Annotated in this window: 18 protein-coding genes; 8 read left to right on the top strand and 10 right to left on the bottom strand. The window is 62.0% G+C overall.

The window, feature by feature from the left end:
• Positions 1-17 precede the first annotated feature (17 nt).
• Together rlmN and BMI89_RS12290 are read right to left on the bottom strand one after the other, a co-directional pair.
• On the bottom strand, positions 18-1199 hold the full coding sequence (gene rlmN / locus BMI89_RS12295) for a 23S rRNA (adenine(2503)-C(2))-methyltransferase RlmN (RefSeq protein WP_078571147.1): 1182 nt from the start codon (positions 1197-1199) through the stop codon (positions 18-20).
• A 133-nt stretch (positions 1200-1332) separates the two neighbouring features.
• Positions 1333-1848 (bottom strand): invasion associated locus B family protein, encoded by a 516-nt coding sequence (locus tag BMI89_RS12290; protein WP_078571318.1) that lies wholly within the window; start codon positions 1846-1848, stop codon positions 1333-1335.
• Between the two features lie 166 nt (positions 1849-2014).
• Between BMI89_RS12290 and BMI89_RS12285 the strand changes: the two genes are divergently transcribed.
• The gene (locus BMI89_RS12285) at positions 2015-3007 is read left to right on the top strand and encodes an asparaginase (RefSeq protein WP_078571146.1); all 993 of its coding nucleotides are present in this window, start codon (positions 2015-2017) and stop codon (positions 3005-3007) included.
• 3 nt (positions 3008-3010) lie between these two features.
• Here BMI89_RS12285 and BMI89_RS12280 read toward each other — a convergent pair whose 3' ends face one another.
• The 6 genes from BMI89_RS12280 to BMI89_RS12255 form a co-directional block, all read right to left on the bottom strand.
• A complete protein-coding gene (locus BMI89_RS12280) occupies positions 3011-3829 on the bottom strand; it encodes a DUF1217 domain-containing protein (protein ID WP_078571145.1) in 819 nt (272 codons plus the stop codon).
• Positions 3826-4230, bottom strand: coding sequence for a flagellar biosynthesis repressor FlbT (gene flbT / locus BMI89_RS12275; RefSeq protein WP_078571144.1), 405 nt, complete (start codon positions 4228-4230; stop codon positions 3826-3828). Before flbT ends, BMI89_RS12280 begins: the two co-directional genes overlap by 4 nt.
• Positions 4227-4601 carry a flagellar biosynthesis regulator FlaF gene (gene flaF / locus BMI89_RS12270; protein ID WP_078571143.1) on the bottom strand — a complete coding sequence of 125 codons (375 nt, stop codon included), beginning with the start codon at positions 4599-4601 and terminating at the stop codon, positions 4227-4229. The genes flbT and flaF overlap by 4 nt, the downstream gene beginning before the upstream one ends.
• Positions 4602-4688: 87 nt before the next feature.
• Positions 4689-5930 (bottom strand): flagellin, encoded by a 1242-nt coding sequence (locus tag BMI89_RS12265; protein ID WP_078571142.1) that lies wholly within the window; start codon positions 5928-5930, stop codon positions 4689-4691.
• Between the two features lie 208 nt (positions 5931-6138).
• Positions 6139-6477, bottom strand: a complete 339-nt coding sequence (flgN, locus tag BMI89_RS12260; RefSeq protein WP_143593905.1) for a flagellar export chaperone FlgN — start codon at positions 6475-6477, stop codon at positions 6139-6141.
• Positions 6470-6754 (bottom strand): rod-binding protein, encoded by a 285-nt coding sequence (locus BMI89_RS12255; protein ID WP_078571317.1) that lies wholly within the window; start codon positions 6752-6754, stop codon positions 6470-6472. Before BMI89_RS12255 ends, flgN begins: the two co-directional genes overlap by 8 nt.
• Positions 6755-8222: 1468 nt before the next feature.
• Here BMI89_RS12255 and BMI89_RS20865 point away from each other — a divergent pair.
• Entirely contained in the window at positions 8223-8969 is a 747-nt protein-coding gene (locus BMI89_RS20865) for a flagellar hook-length control protein FliK (RefSeq protein ID WP_168176806.1), read from the top strand.
• Positions 8970-8978: 9 nt separating this feature from the next.
• Positions 8979-9662, top strand: coding sequence for a flagellar hook capping FlgD N-terminal domain-containing protein (locus BMI89_RS12245; RefSeq protein ID WP_078571139.1), 684 nt, complete (start codon positions 8979-8981; stop codon positions 9660-9662).
• Here BMI89_RS12245 and ubiB read toward each other — a convergent pair.
• Together ubiB and ubiE are read right to left on the bottom strand one after the other, a co-directional pair.
• Positions 9659-11188, bottom strand: coding sequence for a 2-polyprenylphenol 6-hydroxylase (ubiB, locus tag BMI89_RS12240; RefSeq protein WP_078549552.1), 1530 nt, complete (start codon positions 11186-11188; stop codon positions 9659-9661). The genes BMI89_RS12245 and ubiB overlap by 4 nt on opposite strands.
• A gap of 3 nt (positions 11189-11191) precedes the next feature.
• Positions 11192-11944, bottom strand: a complete 753-nt coding sequence (ubiE, locus tag BMI89_RS12235; RefSeq protein WP_078571138.1) for a bifunctional demethylmenaquinone methyltransferase/2-methoxy-6-polyprenyl-1,4-benzoquinol methylase UbiE — start codon at positions 11942-11944, stop codon at positions 11192-11194.
• A 76-nt stretch (positions 11945-12020) separates the two neighbouring features.
• Between ubiE and mutM the strand changes: the two genes are divergently transcribed.
• The 5 genes from mutM to dnaN all read left to right on the top strand — a co-directional run bounded on the left by mutM (position 12021) and on the right by dnaN (position 17327).
• On the top strand, positions 12021-12866 hold the full coding sequence (gene mutM, locus BMI89_RS12230; protein WP_078571137.1) for a bifunctional DNA-formamidopyrimidine glycosylase/DNA-(apurinic or apyrimidinic site) lyase: 846 nt from the start codon (positions 12021-12023) through the stop codon (positions 12864-12866).
• 86 nt (positions 12867-12952) lie between these two features.
• On the top strand, positions 12953-13729 hold the full coding sequence (locus tag BMI89_RS12225; RefSeq protein ID WP_075776776.1) for an enoyl-CoA hydratase: 777 nt from the start codon (positions 12953-12955) through the stop codon (positions 13727-13729).
• A gap of 209 nt (positions 13730-13938) precedes the next feature.
• The gene (gene rpsT / locus BMI89_RS12220) at positions 13939-14205 is read left to right on the top strand and encodes a 30S ribosomal protein S20 (RefSeq protein WP_078521610.1); all 267 of its coding nucleotides are present in this window, start codon (positions 13939-13941) and stop codon (positions 14203-14205) included.
• Between the two features lie 497 nt (positions 14206-14702).
• Positions 14703-16094, top strand: coding sequence for a chromosomal replication initiator protein DnaA (dnaA, locus tag BMI89_RS12215; protein ID WP_078571315.1), 1392 nt, complete (start codon positions 14703-14705; stop codon positions 16092-16094).
• 114 nt (positions 16095-16208) lie between these two features.
• Complete coding sequence (gene dnaN, locus BMI89_RS12210; protein WP_078521612.1) at positions 16209-17327, top strand: DNA polymerase III subunit beta; 1119 nt, start codon at positions 16209-16211, stop codon at positions 17325-17327.
• The last annotated feature ends 14 nt before the right edge of the window (positions 17328-17341 follow it).

Raw genomic sequence — 17341 nt, 5'->3', positions numbered from 1 at the left:
CGGCGAAGCGGGTTCCCTTAAAGCCCTGCCTCAGCCTGAATCTGCGCCCGCGATTTGCGCGCCCGCTCGGTCGCCGATTTCAGCTGACCGCAGGCGGCCATGATGTCCTCGCCGCGCGGCGTGCGGATCGGCGAGGCATAGCCCGCCTTGTAGATGATGTCGGCGAAGCTCTCGATCCGCTCCCAATCGCTGCGCTCATAGGGCGCGCCCGGCCATTCGTTGAACGGGATCAGGTTGATCTTCGCGGGAATGCCACGGATCAGCTTCACCAGACGGCGCGCGTCCTCGTCGCTGTCGTTCACACCCTTGAGCATGACGTATTCGAACGTGATCCGCTCGGAGTTCGACAGGCGCGGATATTCCCGCAGCGCGTTCAGCAGCGCCTCGATATTCCAGCGCTTGTTGATCGGCACCAGCTTGTCGCGCACCTCGTCGGTCGTGGCGTGGAAGGACACCGCCAGCAGACAGCCGATCTCTTCGGCGGTCTTCGCGATCTCCGGCACGACGCCCGAGGTCGACAGCGTAATCCGGCGGCGGCTGAGGCTGATGCCTTCACCATCCATCACGACCTGCATCGCGTCGCGCACGTTCTCGAAGTTATAAAGCGGCTCACCCATGCCCATCAGAACGACGTTCGACACCAGACGGGTCTCGTTCTTCGGGCTGTTCTTCTCGGGCCATTCGCCAAGATCGTCGCGTGCGAGCATCACCTGCCCGACGATCTCGCCGGGCGTCAGGTTGCGCACGAGTTTCTGCGTGCCGGTGTGGCAGAACGAACAGGTCAGCGTGCAGCCCACCTGGCTCGAGATGCACAGCGTGCCGCGGCTTTCCTCAGGGATATAGACCGCCTCGACCTCGTGCCCGCCCGCGATCTTCAGGAGGTATTTCCGCGTGCCGTCCTCGGAGACCTGCTTCGACACGATCTCGGGCAGGGAAATCTCAAATTTCTCGTCCAGCATCGCCCGGTAATCCTTGGCGAGGTTGGTCATCGCCGCGAAATCGCGCACGCCCCAGTAATAGAGCCACTGCCAGATCTGGCCGACGCGCATCTTCGCCTGCTTCTCGGGCGTGCCCGCCTCGATCAGCGCCGCGCGCAGCTGGTCACGGGTGAGGCCGATGAGGTTCACCTTGCCGCCTTCGGGCAGCTTGCGCGGGATCGTGTGCACGTCTTGCGTGATCGGAGCCTGAGACTGGGTCATCGCATGTTTCCTTGAAATGAGGCGCCTCATATAGGGGATTCGCCCCTGCATTAACAGGGGGCGTCGCGCTTTTGGCTCGAACGCGAAAACCCCGGCGCATAGCCGGGGCTCCAATGTCAGGCGCGAGGGCGGCTTACTGGCAGCGCTGCTCGGCTTCGGTGGTCGCGGCGGTGAAGCCCATCAGCGAGAACGTGTCCTCGGTCTGGGTACCACGGCTCGAACGACCGGTCAGTTTCACGTCGGACCCGGCCTTGAGCGCGCCGATGATCTTCGCGTCCTCTTCCGGCGATCCGGCCCAAGCGCCGCCGCCATCGGTGAAGAGCGTGTATTTCTGACCGCCGACTTCGAGATCGACCGTCGAGCCATCCGCGAAAGGATAGCCGCCCATGAACGAAATCTCGGGCTTCTTGCCCGGACGGTAGGTCACGAACAGCAGGATATCTCCGCGGCTCACCTGCACGACCTTGCCGTCTTTGGTGTTGACCGTCTTCTTCGGTTTCGACACGCCCCAGCACTCTTTCGGGTCGTTATCTACAAAGACGCTCCAATCGGTATTCGCCGCGACGCGGTTGGTGCTTTCCTGCGCCATTGCGCCATGCCCCGCCCCGATCATGAGCGCGGCAACCGCCGCGATCCGCAGACCCTTCATCATCATGCTTACAGCCTCCAGCTGTCACGTTGCCTCTGCATCGCCCGGGCCGGTCACCCTGTTTTCGGTGGCGAATGCGTTTTCCTCTCGATAACACTCATTTAACCTAAAAAAGCCTAGGGGTAAAACCCCGCGATGGCGAGATTTCGCGCATAGGAGACAGGCGATGACGGCACCGGAGGCAATGATCGAGCTATGGCGCGGGGGGATGTGTGAATCCGTCCATCATGGCCATGCGGTGATCTTCGGCCCGGAGGGGATCGAAGCCTCGTGGGGCGATCCCGAAGCCGTTATTTTTCCGCGCTCCTCCGTGAAGATGATCCAGGCCTTGCCGCTGCTGGAAAGCGGCGCGGCGGAGGCCGCCGGGCTGACGACGCGCCAGCTCGCCCTTTCCTGCGCGAGCCATTCGGGCGCGCAGATGCACCGCGCGGCGGTCGAAGACTGGCTCGCGACACTTGGGCTGGACGATGACGACCTGCGCTGTGGGGCGCATCTGCCGCGCGACAAGGCCGAGAAGAAGCAGCTGATCTGCTCGGATCAAGCGCCTTGCCAAGCGCATAACAATTGCTCGGGCAAACATGCCGGGTTCCTGACGCTGAACCGGCATCTGGGCGGCGGTCCTGACTATGTGGAGATCGATCACCCCGTGCAGCGGGCCGTGAAAACCGCCTTCGAAGAGGTGACCGAAGAGACCTCGCCGCGCTACGGGATCGACGGATGCTCGGCCCCGAATTTCGCGACGAGCCTCGCCGGTCTCGGCCGCGCCATGCAATTTTTCGCGGCGGCGACCTCGGACGGCGATCTGCGGGCGCGCGCTGCGACCCGTCTGGTCGATGCGATGATGGAGCATCCAGAGCTCGTCGCAGGCGAAGGCCGCGCCTGCACCGAGATCATGCGAGAGGCGAACGGGCGCGTCGCCGTCAAAACCGGTGCGGAAGGCGTCTATGTCGCCATGCTTCCGGATCAGAAACGCGGCGTCGCCCTGAAGATCACTGATGGCGCGACCCGGGCCTCGGAAGCGGCGATGATCGCGCTGCTGATCCGCCTCGGTGCGCTGGATGCCAACGCGCCCGTGGTGCACCGCAGATTGACCGGCCCGATCACCAATTGGCGCGGTCTGAAAACGGGCGAGCTGCGCCGTGCTGTGCAGTTTCCCTAAAGCCTAGAGTCGAAGGGACAGGCCCTGCGCCCCCACGTTCCGCAACAGGCTGAGCGCGACATTCTGCGACGAGACGCTGGTCATGCTCGAGAGCTGCGTACGAAGCAAATAATCCCGCGTCAGGACCTCCAGCTTGTCGGGTCTGGAAAGCTCCGCGGGGTCGGAGGTGCCATAGACGCGTTGCGCCTTCGACATATAGATTTCGCGTTGCTGATCGACATCAAGCGCGCCGACGCTGGGTGGCAGGTTGAGCGCAGTCTGGAACACCCGGCTCAGGGATGGCGATCCGATAATCGTGTACCACTTCGCAGCCTCGGACATATCCTTCGCCGCGAGCTCAGGTAGATCGCGTTGCAACGACATAGCCATGCGCAGGTCATTATCGACTTCGCCAACCGCGACCTCAAAATCTCGGGTTTGAAATTTCGTCAAAATCTCATCCGCGAAAGTCGAAAGCTTCGTTCGTGGAACGGAGTAATCCCCGAAGCCGAAGGCCGTGGTCAGCGCGAGATAGCTTTTGTCCGAAAGCTTGTTGGCCAGCGCCGTTCTGTCCAAAGAGCCTTCTTCGAGCACTTTTCGGATGAAGTATTTATTGTCGATATCCGCATCGAGACCGAATGCGCCGAGCGCCACACCGAGCAGACGCCGATCATCTACCAAAGCCTTCGCCGTATCGATCTGTCCGATCGTCTCCCGGAAATAGCTATCGAGGCGTTGGTTTTTCGTCGACGCCGCAAAAGCGGCCTGCTGCGTCTCCATCGTGCGCGAGAGAAATCGCCACCCCGCGAACCCGGAAAAAGGCACGACCGGCTGATACGTCATGACGCGCCTGCGGCGAGGAGACGTTCCTCCCGTGGAAGCAGCGTCCGCAGCGCTTTCAGTGCTTGGTAATGCTGGTTCTCGATCACGGCGAGCGTGGCTGCATTGAGCTGCGCACGGCTATCTTGATCCTTGAGAACTTGACTGAGCTGTTCGATCCCCCGAAGCAGCTGCATCTTCGCCTCTTGCGGATCGGTGTCACCGGAGAGCACGAGCTGCGCGATATAGCAAACCCGACGGACCGGGGTGTTGACCTCTCCGGGATGGATCGCGTCGCGCAGCCGAAGAATGTTTGCGTTCGGCGTCATGATCGCGAGTCGCGATCGGCGATCCCCATTTTCGATGACGGCACCGTTGATCAGCACTCTCTCTTTCGGGGCGAGTTTCAGAACGAGACCGCTCATTGCTTTGCCCCGTCTTGGCGCAACCCGCGCATGATGGCGGTGTTCACGTCGATCAGCGCATCGACCGACCGGTCTTGCGAAAGCACGAGGCGGCTATGCGCCTGCGTGAACTCGTGCAGGAAAAAGATGCGGGCGCGAAGATCTTGCGGCAAGCCATTCTCTGGATCGGCAACATCCGCCGCAAGCGCGGTCCAGAGGCGGCGGTTTTCGAAGATCGCTTCTGCCAGCGCGGCAAAAGAGGCATCTTGCGAAGAGACCTGTTTGAGGCGGCGCGTGATGCGGGCGAAGAGTTCGAATTCGAGCCCTCGCGGCGTGCGCATCGGCTGGCTGGGATTGGAATAGGCCGTTTTGGCCAAAGTCGTCGCGTACACGGGAAATCCTTCCGGTGACTGAAACTGATCATGCGCGCGGCACATGAGGGAAGCGGGGGCGCCAAGTCAGGCGCCCCTACCCGAGCCTTAGCGGAACAGCGAGAGGATGTTCTGCGGCTGCTGGTTGGCGATCGAGAGCGCCTGAATGCCCAGCTGCTGCTGCGTCTGCAGCGCCTGAAGACGGGCCGAAGCCTCTTCCATGTCAGCGTCAATCATCGAACCGATACCCGCTTTGAGCGAGTCGCTGAGGCTGGAGATGAAATCGGCTTGCGTGCCGATCCGTCCCTCCACGGAACCGAAGGACGATGCCGCGTCGGTTGCGGTCTGGATCAGCGTTTCGATATTGGAGAGCGCCGCGGTCGCCCCCGCATCACTGGTCACGTCGATCGATGCGACCGCGCCGAGGCCGCCTGCCCCCGCATTGACGAATTGAGACACGATCGTAAGGTCTCCCGCCAGATCGGCGATACCGTCATTTTTGAAGGTGAGAGTCGAATCGCTGGTGGTGCTGACACCGGCCGTGAAGTCGACTTGAAGGTTGGCGATACCCAGCGCGTCGATTGCCGATTTGAGGCCTGCTGCGATCAGGTCGGTGCGCGCAGTTCCAGTCTGCGCCGCGTCTGCCGCCGAGAGCGTGTAGCTGACGGTTTGGTCACCCAGGGTAACCCTGACGCTATCACCCGCAGCCCAGCTCACCGTATCATCAAGTAGGAGATCTTTACCGGTTCCATCCGCTTTGGCGAGGGTCGTTGCGGCAACGTCCTTGTCGGTGGACACCCCGTCGGACGCTGTGAAGGCAGCTTTGGCGGAATACCCACCGACCGACAGGTTCTGCGCGGCGACGTCGATATGACTTGCAGAGACGGTGCCGTCCGACGCGCGATCGAGCGAAGACAGAACCTTGACCGTCGCGGCCGAAGAGCCATCGACCAAGTTCAGCCCGTTAAACTGCGCCGCCCCAACCACCGAGGTCAATTGTTCCTGCAAGGCGTCGATATCGGTCTGGATCTTGTCGCGATCTACGTTCGATTCCTGCGCGGCGACGATTTTGGTTTTCATATCCGTCAGCAGGTCGGTGACGGTTTCGGCCGCCTTACGAGCGACGGCAACGGTCGATTCGCCCAGTGCGAGGCTGTCCGAAATGCCAGAGAAGCTCTTAACGTCGGATTCCATGACCTTCGAAATCGCCCAGACAGCCGCGTTGTCTTTCGCTGAGCCGACGGATTTGCCGGTCGAGATTTCGGATTGAGTGGTGGCGAGGCCGGAATTGATCCCTTTGAGGGTCTGCAGCGCGACCATCGCGCCGGTATTCGTCAGAATGCTGGACATGATTTATCCCTTTAGTGTCGACGCTTTGCGTCACTCGATTGAAAAGCCGCGTGTTCGGCGCGGCACTCAAGGCTTTCTGACCAATGCGCCTCCTGAGCTGTGAAGCGCGCCATCGCTTGGATGCGTCGCCACCATGGCCCTCCAAAGGCTAACAATCTGCTAAGTCCCTCCCCCGATCTCTCCACAAATTCCTTTCATGATTAACAGCTTATGCACGACGCTCGAAATCTCCGCTGCCGCGACGGATGGGCTGCGCTCGCCCTTGCTCGTCATAAGATTCGAAGCCTTTCGCCGCCGTCACGATCGTTTTCAAACGAGCCTGCGCCGCACGAACCCCGGCAAGCGCTGAGGCCAATAGCGTCTGATTTTCGCGCGCAAGCGCACGGATTTTTTCGACCGTGTCGCGATCAAGTTTCGTTAGCGCGGCCATCGCGCGCTCCTTTCGCTCCCTAAGCCCAACAAGATCCGAAAAATCCGCCGAACGGATCGCTTCCCGTTCGAGCCGTAGCAAAGAGACCAGCTCTTCCGCAGTATTCGTATCAGGCATCCTGTCCTCCGTTCTTGAGCGATTCGAAAATGGTTTCCGCGAGGCCAATTCCCCCGGCCTCAACCATGGCCTTGGACTGCTCGGCTCTCAGGAAGGACGCGAATTGCTCTTCGCCAATTCCGCCGCTGAAAGCGCCGCTTGCGGCTGTCATGCCCACCTCTTTGAGCATTTCCGAAAGGAACCCGGCCTCTAGCGCCTTCGCTTGCGCAAGCAGCTTGGCATCATGCGAAGAGAGACCAGCCGCGTGCGGCAGCGGTGATACGGTCGGACTGTGCATCGAACTCTCCAGTTGCAGATAATTTTCTGCACTCTGCCAGTCGGGCGTAAAGAATCGGTAAGTTCCTGCGGCGATAGTGGCCTCGACACAGACAGAAGTCGTGAGGACCATGATTCCCTTTCCGATTCCAGAAACGCCGAAAGGCCCGAGCGGCCATCTCAAGGCAGCAGCGAGACCTACCGATACGGCGGAGTCGCCGGGCGGAACCTTCACGCTTGAAGAAGAGGCCGCACCAAAAACCGTCGCAATCCCTCTTGGCGTTAACTTGGTTGAGGAGCCGGAGGGAGGCGCCGACAAGGACCCGCAGTGTGAGGCTGAAGATGCTCAAGTAGCGCCGACGAGCGGATCCGGCGCTCGAGAATTGGCTGGCAGCGATTCTGGGATTGCGCTGCCCGGTCCGCAGGGCCCGTTCGGCCCGACGCGGTCGGCGCTCACAGTCGACCCGGACCATCCCACAAAGTTCAATGGTTCAAAGAAGCCCGAGGAGAGCGTCGTCTCGCATGTAGTCGGCGCGACGTCTCGATTGAACGGAAAAGGATATGGGGAGAGGGATTCGCGTGCTCACACGGAGACGGACAAAATCGAAGCGAATATCCCTGACACGGCTTCGGAAAGCTCAATGCGTTCTGTGCAACTCTCGAACGTGATGACCGTCCAGCCGCAGATCAGCGCACAAAACGCTGGCTTCGTGAACGATGGAACGCTCTCAATACTCGTTAGAAATGTTGCGGCGACCGTTGCGCCTCACGACGCGAGCGGTCGGGTGCAAAGGCCTGCTGAAACTGGCGGAAATTCGGCGATAGTTGTGTCGTCAAAACCCGAGATGTTTGTCCCCGGGGTTGATGGTGCTCAAAGTGCCGAGCCCGCATCGAAAGTTCCGACGCTCACAGCATCCGATGCAGAGGGGACAAAGGCAGGGAACGTTGAAACCAAAAGCACACCGCAGAAGAACCCAACTAGCTCGGGCCCTCTTCGTCCCGACGATCGTTCAGAAATGGCGCTTATACGGGGCCCGAATGCCGCGCCTTCTTTCCATTCACCTGCTGCAACACATAACCCTCTGGCAGCCAAACAACCTGAAACTGCGCTCGTCTCGGGGCAAAATAGTGCCCAAACCCAACCGACAGAAGCGTCAACTGGGGCTGCGCGCACTGATGCTCCAGAAACTGATCCGACGCTGACCGGGGTGAAGAGACGCGCAGGACACCAGGCAGCGCCGGCCTTCTCTCCACTGCCTTCCACGCTCGCCGAGCCGCCCGGTGCGAAAACGCGAGGATCAAGGGCTTCAGACGTCAAATTGAGCGCTAAGGAAGCACCGCAGCCCGTCGAGGCAAGCGTTGTCTCTTCGAGACTACAGCAGGTCGCGAACCCAAATGCCCCACAGCACGAGTTTGCGACCGAGGCCTCCGCCCCCCCGTCAAATGTCGGCGCCTCTGGAGCGGTTGCGCGCCCTCAGCCTCAGCAGAACATGTCACCGATACTGAGCGTCGCGCAAAGCGATGCGCCGCAGCATGAAAAGGCCGGGGCGCCCGAGAGGTCGACCCGGCTGGAGGCCGCACCCCTCCCTTCGGGTGCCATACCCTATGCCTCACCCGCGCCCGCCCTCAAACGCATGGATCACGCACGGGCAACCTATCTCACGACGGCAGAGTTGGGCGCGACCACGAGCAATATGGACGCCCCCGAGCTGACCGCCACGCGGGCCCATGTCGGTGAGACAGCAGAGACATGGGCCGCGAGCTCCGCCCCTCTGATCACCACGTCGGGTGGGTCCGGGCAGACAAGCGCGGCGGTGCCCCCCGCACCCGCTTCTATCGCGCAGTCGATTGCCCATCAGATCGGGATCTCACTGCCACGGATGCCCGATCGACCGGTGGAGATTGCGCTTTCACCGGAGGAACTGGGCCATGTGCGCATGACCCTCCATGCGAGCCAGCATGGCATGACGGTGGCGATACAGGCTGACCGTGCCGAGACGCTCGACCTCATGCGCCGCCATATCGACACACTCGCGCGCGAGATGCACGACATGGGCTATGGCGCGCTCGATTTTCAGTTCAGCCAGCGCGACGAACGCCCGCAGCAACGGCCCGACATGCTCGACGGCTTGGGCGCTGGCCCGGTCCTAGCCCCAATTGAGACGCCGATTGCCCCGGCCCCACGCGCGACCGCGCGCCTCGCCCCCTCGCAAAGCGGGCTCGATCTGCGGATGTAGGAGACGACCATGACCACCACTTCCCCCATCACCTCGCCTGCCACCGCCACGTCGGCCGTTACCGCCGCGGAGAATGGCACCGGCACCAAAGCCCCCTCGGCGCTGAGTTCGGATTTCGAGACTTTTCTGACGATGCTGACCGTTCAAATGAAGAACCAGGATCCGCTCAACCCGATCGAAAGCGCCGACTTCGCAGTTCAGCTCGCGACTTTTTCGGGCGTCGAGCAGCAGGTGAAGACCAATGACCTTTTGACGGCTCTGTCTGGTCAGATCGGGCTCGGAGGGTTGAGCGAACTGGCGGGTTGGGTCGGGATGCAGGCGCGTGCCGAGGCGCCGAGCTACTTCGACGGCGCGACGCCCGTGGATCTCGCGCCAGCCGCGCGATCGGGTGCCGATGCCGCGGCTCTCGTGGTCACGGATTCCACCGGGCGTCAGGTCGCGCAGAAACCGATCTCGCCCGCACTCGACAGCTATGCCTGGGACGGCACAAACGACGCAGGTCAGCTACTGGGCGCAGGGCAATACAGTTTCGCACTGCAAAGCTACGCCTCAGGAAGCTTGATCGGCACCGACCCGGTCGCGGCCTACACACGCGTGACCGAGGTGCAATCAGGCGCGGACGGCGCGCTGCTGACGCTTGAAGGCGGCGCCACGATCGCCGCGGAGACGGTCAGTGCGTTGCGAGAGGGTTAAAGCAACTCACCCAGCACGACGCCGAGCAAAAGCAGGGCCGTCCCCGCAGAGATCAGCGCCGCGTAGCGCCAGCGGGTTACCGTCACGGGGGGCGGCGTCGGTTCGGTCTGTTTGCGGATCGCCGCCTTCACCAGATCGGGGAGTTCCGGCCCGAAGCGGCCCAGCACCTGCACGGTCTTGCGCAGGTCATTCGCAATGGCGCGCGGACCGAGGCTTTCGCGGATATATTTCTCCACGACCGGCTTCGCGACTTCCCACATGTTCAGAGACGGATGCAGAGAGCGCGCGACGCCCTCGACGACCACCATCGTGCGCTGCAGCAGAATCAGCTGCGTCTGGGTCTGCATCCCGAACCGCTCGGTCACCTCGAAGAGATAGGCCAGAAGCCGCGCCATCGAGATATGCGCCGCATCCATCCCGAAGATCGGCTCGCCGACAGCGCGCAGCGCCAGAGCGAACTCGTCGACATCGCGATCGGCGGGGACGTAACCGGCCTCGAAATGCACCTCCGCCACGCGCTTATAGTCGCGCTGGATGAAGCCCATGAGAATCTCGGCATAGACCCGGCGGGTATATTCGTCGATCTGCCCCATGATCCCGAAATCATAGGCGAGAATATCGCCGTTCGCGGCCACTTTGAGATTGCCGTGATGCATGTCGGCATGGAAAAAACCGTCGCGCAGCGCATGGCTGAGGAACAGCTGCAAGACGCGCTCGCCGGTGGCCTTGAGGTCATGGCCCGCCGCGCGCAGCCCGTCAGGGTCGCCCATCGGCAGACCCTCGGCCCAGTCGAGCACCATCACCCGCTTGGCCGAAAGGTTCCAGACCGGCTGCGGCACGAGGAAGCCAGCATCGCCTTCGGTATTCGCGCCGAATTGCGAGGCCGAGGCCGCTTCCAGACGCAAGTCCAGCTCGCCCATCACGACGGATTCGAAATGCTTGATCACCTCGCTCGGGCGCAAGCGGCGCGAGGCGGGCGAAATCCGTTCGATCATCGCGGCGGCGAAATGGAAGGCGTCGAGGTCCCGGCGGAAAGCGCGCTCGATCCCCGGACGCAGCACCTTCACCGCGACGCGCTCGCCCGTATCGGCGCGGCGCGCGGAATGGACCTGCGCGATCGAGGCGGCGGCGACGGGCTCGGAAAACTCCATGAAAAGCTGATCGGCAGGCGCGCCCAGTTCTTCCTCGACCATGCGTTTGGCCACGGAAGTCTCAAAGGGTGGCAGTTTGTCCTGCAGCACACGCAGCTGATCGGCCAGCTCCGAGCCGACCACATCGGGCCGTGTCGAGAGGACCTGACCGAACTTGATATAGGCCGGGCCCAGCGCGGTGATCGCGCGCGTTACCGGCGGCAGTTCCGGATCGCCCTTGTAGCCGAGCCACGCAAACGGCGCGCTGATCGCATAGGCCACGGCGCGCAGCCGCGGCGGCGCGTCCATCGCTTCGAGCGCCTGATGCATCGCACCCGTGCGGATGAAGGTCGCGCCCGTCCGGATCAGGCGCCAGATATTATGGGGTCCGCGCATCGGTTAAAGTTTCCAGCCCGAATGCAGCGCCGCGATCCCCATCGAGAGGTTCCGATAGGAGACATTCTCGAACCCGGCCTCGCGGATCATCTGCGCGAATGTCTCCTGCGTCGGGAATTTGCGGATCGATTCCACCAGATACTGATAGCTGTCGCGGTCATTCGCGACGATCTCGCCCATCTTCGGAATCACGTTGAAGGAATAGAGATCATAGGCCTTCTGCATCATCTCGTTCGGGATCTGGCTGAATTCGAGCACCATGATCCGCCCGCCGGGCTTGAGCACCCGGTAGGCTTCCTTGAGCGCATCAGGAATGCGCGTCACGTTCCGGATTCCGAAAGAGATCGTGTAGACGTCGAAGGAGTTATCCGCGAAGGGCAGCGCCATCGCATCACCCACCACCCAGTCGAGACTGTCGGCCATGCTTTCGGCCTCGGCGCGCTTGCGGCCTTCGACCAGCATCGATTCGGTCATGTCGCAGACCGTCGCGTGGCCCGAGCCTGCGCGCTTGAGGAAACGGAAGGACACGTCGCCCGTGCCGCCCGCCACGTCGAGCAGCTTCTGACCCGGTCGCGGCGCGAGCCAATCCATCATCGCATCTTTCCAGACGCGGTGGATGCCCATGCTCATCAGGTCGTTCATGATGTCGTATTTCGATGCCACTCGCGAAAACACGCCGTGAACCATGCCTGCCTTGGCATCTTCGTCCACGGTCTGAAAACCGAAATGCGTGGTCTTTGATTGCTCTGCGCTCATGGGCCCTTGCCGTTCCTCATTTCACCCCCTTCTTATAGGGGCCCTTTTCCCCAAGACAATGCGATGAGGAGGAACAATGCCCGAATTGCCCGAGGTCGAGACGGTTCGTCGCGGGTTGGTCCCGGCCATGGAAGGCCATCGGATCGAGCGCGCCGAAGTCAATCGGCCCGACCTGCGCTGGCCCCTGCCCGAGCGGATGGCGGAGCGGCTGCAAGGTGCCCGCATCGACCGTCTGCGGCGACGGTCGAAATACATCCTCGCCGATCTCGACAGCGGGGAGAGCCTGCTGATCCATCTGGGGATGTCCGGGCGGATGCTGGTGTCGGGCGTGACGCTCGGCGAATTTCACCTCGATCATCCGGCGCCCGCCAAGCACGATCACGTTGTTTTGCACATGTCCGGCGGCGGGCGCGTGACCTTCAACGACGCGCGCCGTTTCGGGGCGATGGATCTGGTGCTGACCGAACGCGAGCAGGCCCATTGGCTACTGGCGGGGCTGGGCCCCGAGCCTTTCGGCAACGATTTCCACGAAGACTATCTGGTCGAGGCGCTCAAACGGCGCGCGACCCCGATCAAATTGGCGCTGCTCGATCAGCATGTCGTGGCGGGGCTGGGCAACATCTATGTCTGCGAAGTGCTGCATCGGGCAGGTATCGATCCGCGCCGTCAGGCGAAGCGGATTTCGAACCTGCGGCTCGCCTCGCTCGTGCCGATCATCCGCGAAGTGCTGACCGAGGCGATCTCGGCCGGCGGCTCGTCCCTGCGCGACCATCGTCAGGCGGATGGGGAGCTGGGGTATTTCCAGCACAGCTTCCATGTCTACGACCGCGAGGACACGCCCTGCACCACCTGCGGCACCCCAATCCGGCGCATCGTTCAGTCGGGACGCTCGACCTTTTTCTGCCCGTCCTGCCAGAAATGACGCAGCGCCCTCGCGTCATAAGACGCTTGATCTGATTTGATGCTCTGCTAGGAGTCCCGTTCAGAGACAAGGAAAGGCAAGACCGAATGGCCTACCAGACCCTGATCGTCGAGATCGAGGATTACGTTGCCCTGATCCGGCTCAACCGCCCCGACGCACTGAACGCCCTGAACTCCCAATTGCTGGGAGAACTGGCCGAGGCGCTGAAATCGGCGGAAGAGAATGACAAGGTGCGTTGCATCGTCATCACCGGTTCGGAAAAGGCCTTCGCGGCTGGCGCAGACATCAAGGAAATGTCGGAAAAGAGCTTCGTGGACATGTTCACGAGCGACTTCTTCGGCAAAGAAGCGGATGCCATCAATCGCATCCGCAAACCGATCATCGCTGCAGTGGCGGGCTACGCGCTCGGCGGCGGCTGTGAACTGGCGATGATGTGCGATTTCATCATCTGTGCGGAGAACGCCAAGTTCGGCCAGCCCGAGATCAATCTCGGCGTGATCGCCGGGATCGGCGGCACCCAGCGCCTGACGCGCTTCGTGGGCAAGTCCAAAGCGATGGACATGCACCTCACGGGCCGCTTCATGGATGCGGGCGAGGCTGAACGGTCGGGGCTTGTCAGCCGGGTCGTGCCGAACGCCAAGCTGATCCCGGAGACGATGGCCGCGGCGCAGAAGATCGCCGAGAAGTCGATGCTCGCGACCCGAGCGGCGAAAGAAGCGGTCAACCGCTCCTACGAGACGACGATGAACGAGGGCATCCTGTTCGAGCGTCGTCTGTTCCACGGGCTGTTTGCGACCGACGACCAGAAGGAGGGCATGGCCGCCTTCCTCGAAAAGCGCGAGCCTCAGTTCCGCGACAAGTGAGCCCTTTCGGGCCACCAACGCGAGAGCAGATGGCGGGGCTTCGGCCCCGCTTTTCATTATTCCCTTTCCCTTTCACGCATTTTGGCTTATGAGGCCGCCTCACATGCGCGTGGAGCCCGCTTAGGCTAGAATCATCTAGGTTCGCTGGAGCCCGGGGTCTGTCGTGCGATTGAAAGATTTGAACAGACCCGGAAAGTGGGAAGATACACATGGCTAACACGCCCCAGTCCAAGAAACGCGCCCGTCAGAACGAGCGCCGCCAAGACGTCAACAAAGCACGTCGTTCGCGCATCCGTACCTTCATCCGCAAAGTCGAAGAAGCCATCACTTCGGGCGACTACGAAGCGGCAACCAACGCCCTGCGCGCGGCTCAGCCTGAACTGGCTCGCGGCGTCACCAAAGGCGTTCTGCACAAGAACACCGCATCGCGCAAAGTCTCGCGCCTCGCTTCGCGCGTGAAGGCCCTCAAGGCCTAATCTGCGTCCCGGAGCGAACTGGCTCGGGAATACGCTGGATTCTTTAAGAAAAACGCGTCTGCCTATCTGGCAGGCGCGTTTTTTCTTGGACAATCAACGCCTTGACACAAAACTGTTGCAGTTTTGCGCAGCCCCCTCAGATTCGTTTCGGGGAATCTCACGTCAAGCGCAAAGGTCGGTTGCCTGCGGGCTCACCAGCTTGCTAGCTTCTACCTGCGATTCACGTCGCCTTGGGGGACATGACGCATTTATCTGGCCGTCGAGGGCAAATAAGTCTGCCACGACAAATGAAAAAGCCTGGCGGCGACCAGCGAAATGCGATTCCGATTCTCGAGGGGGTATAACCCCTCACTTTCGGCAACTCTGCCTGACACCGGGTTTTAGCCCCGGCAGGTAGGTCGTGTCTGTTTGTATTCGAGTTTGGCCTGCCAGCCGGACTCACCGCAAAGCCAAGGGACGAAGACGCACCTGATTTGTGTTTGGCGATGGGCGGAAAAATGACGGACGACACTTGGGGGCAGGTCTGCAATGAGCTTCAAAAAGCTGTTGGGCAAAACAACTACACGACCTGGATCGCTCCGCTTGAGCTGATCGACCTCGAGGACGGCATCGCCTCGTTCCAAGCACCGACGAAATTCATGTGCGACTGGGTCTCGCGCAACTTCGCGGAACCGATCCTGAGCGAATTGCGCCGGGCGGGCGTCTCCGCCGAGCGCGTCAATATCTCGGTCCCGTCGCGCCGCCCCATGAACGGCTCTGCGAATGGCGCCACGCGCCCGACGGTTCCGGCCCCTGCCCCGGCCGCTCCTGCCGTCAAGCCGCGCAAGACCCCGCGCCCCGACGAGCCGCTTCCCGGCGCGCCGCTGGATTCGCGTTTCACCTTCGACAGCTTCGTCGTCGGCAAACCGAACGAGCTGGCCCATGCCGCCGCCAAGCGCGTCGCCGAAGGCGGCCCCGTCACCTTCAACCCGCTGTTCCTCTATGGTGGCGTCGGCCTTGGTAAGACGCACCTCATGCACGCCATCGCGCATGACCTGCAGCATCAGCGCCCCGATCTGCGCGTGCTCTACCTCTCGGCCGAGCAGTTCATGTATCGCTTCGTGCAGGCGCTACGCGAAAAGCAGATCATGGACTTCAAAGAGATGTTCCGCTCGATCGACGTTCTCATGGTCGATGACGTGCAGTTCATCGCCGGCAAGGATTCCACGCAGGAAGAGTTCTTCCACACGTTCAACGCGCTGGTCGATCAGGGCAAACAGATCGTCATTTCGGCGGATCGTGCGCCCGGTGAGATCAAGGACCTCGAAGAGCGCATCAAGTCGCGCCTGTCCTGCGGCCTCGTCGTCGACCTGCACCCGACCGATTACGAACTGCGCCTTGGCATTCTGCAGACCAAGACCGAAGCCTATAAGAGCGAGTATCCCGATCTGAAGATCGCCCCCGGCGTTCTGGAGTTCGTGGCGCACCGGATCACGTCGAACGTGCGTATCCTCGAAGGCGCGCTGACCCGTCTGTTTGCCTATGGCTCGCTGATCGGGCGCGAAATCACGATGGATCTGGCGCAGGAATGCCTCAAGGACCAGCTCCGCCAATCCGAGCGCAAGGTCACCGTCGAGGAAATCCAGCGCAAGGTCGCGGAACATTACAACGTCCGCCTCTCGGATCTCGTGGGCCCCAAACGCCTGCGTGCCATCGCACGGCCGCGTCAGGTGGCGATGTTCCTCGCGAAATCGCTGACCACCCGTTCGCTGCCCGATATCGGGCGCCGCTTCGGGGGCCGCGATCACACCACGATCATGCATGGCATCCGCAAGATCGAAGAGCTGCGCGGCACGGATTCGCAGCTCGCCGAGGATATCGAGTTGCTCCGCCGCCTCCTTGAAAGCTGATCTGGCCCGCCGGGCTTGACGCTCCGGGCAAAGCGGCCGAAGGTCTGCGAAAACCGTTGTGCCGGCGGCGCGAGGTGCTACCTTGCCAGCCCCGGAAAGTCGTGAGGGATCGACATGAAATTCAGCATCGAACGCGCCGCTCTGCTCAAGGCCGTCTCGCAAGCGCAATCCGTTGTGGAACGCCGCAACACGATCCCGATCCTTGCAAACGTCCTGATCGAAGCCGAAGGCGACACCGTCCAGTTCCGCGCGACCGACCTTGATATCGAGGTGGTCGACAAGGCGCCCGCACAGGTCGAACAGGCCGGGGCCACGACCGTCTCGGCGGTTATGCTGCATGAAATCGTGCGCAAACTGCCCGATGGCGCGCTGGTCTCGATCTCGGATGATCCGGCCGCCGGGCGTCTGAACGTGCAGGCCGGCCGGTCGAGCTTCAACCTCGCCACGCTGCCGAAGGAAGACTTCCCGGTGATGGCCTCCTCGGAATACACCGCGAATTTCACGGCCAAGGCCGGGGTGCTCAAGCGCCTGTTCGACAAGTCGAAATTTGCGATCTCGACCGAAGAGACCCGCTATTATCTCAACGGCGTCTATATGCATATCGCGACCGGCGAAGACGGTCAGGTTCTGCGCTGCGTCGCGACCGACGGTCACCGTCTGGCGCGTATCGATTCCGGCCTGCCGGAAGGCGCCTCGGGCATGCCCGGCGTGATCGTGCCGCGCAAAACGGTGAACGAGCTGCGCAAGCTGCTGGAAGATGACGATCAGGAAATCGCGGTCTCCGTCTCGGAAACCAAGGTCCGTTTCGCGACCCCGGTGATCACGCTGACCTCTAAGGTCATCGACGGCACCTTCCCCGATTACACCCGCGTCATCCCGACCGGGAACACCCGCCAGCTGGAAGTCGACGCCTCGGAATTCGCGAAAGCCGTGGACCGTGTGGCGACCGTCTCATCCGAGCGTTCGCGCGCGGTAAAACTGGCACTGGAAGCCGACAAGCTGGTGCTGTCGGTCAACGCGCCCGATGCAGGTGCCGCGGAAGAAGAGCTGGTCGTGGCCTATGCCGACGAGCCGCTGGAGATCGGTTTCAACGCGAAATACCTGCTCGAAATCGCGAGCCAGGTCGATCGCGAGAATGCCGTCTTCCTGTTCAACTCCTCGGGCGATCCGACCTTGATGCGCGAAGGTGGCGACACCTCGGCGGTCTATGTGGTCATGCCGATGCGCGTGTGACGCCTGCAGGACGC

Source organism: Thioclava sp. F36-7, assembly GCF_002020075.1.
Classification (GTDB): domain Bacteria; phylum Pseudomonadota; class Alphaproteobacteria; order Rhodobacterales; family Rhodobacteraceae; genus Thioclava; species Thioclava sediminum.
Note: the sequence above shows the minus strand (reverse complement) of the source record. Positions and strands in the feature narration are given on the sequence as shown.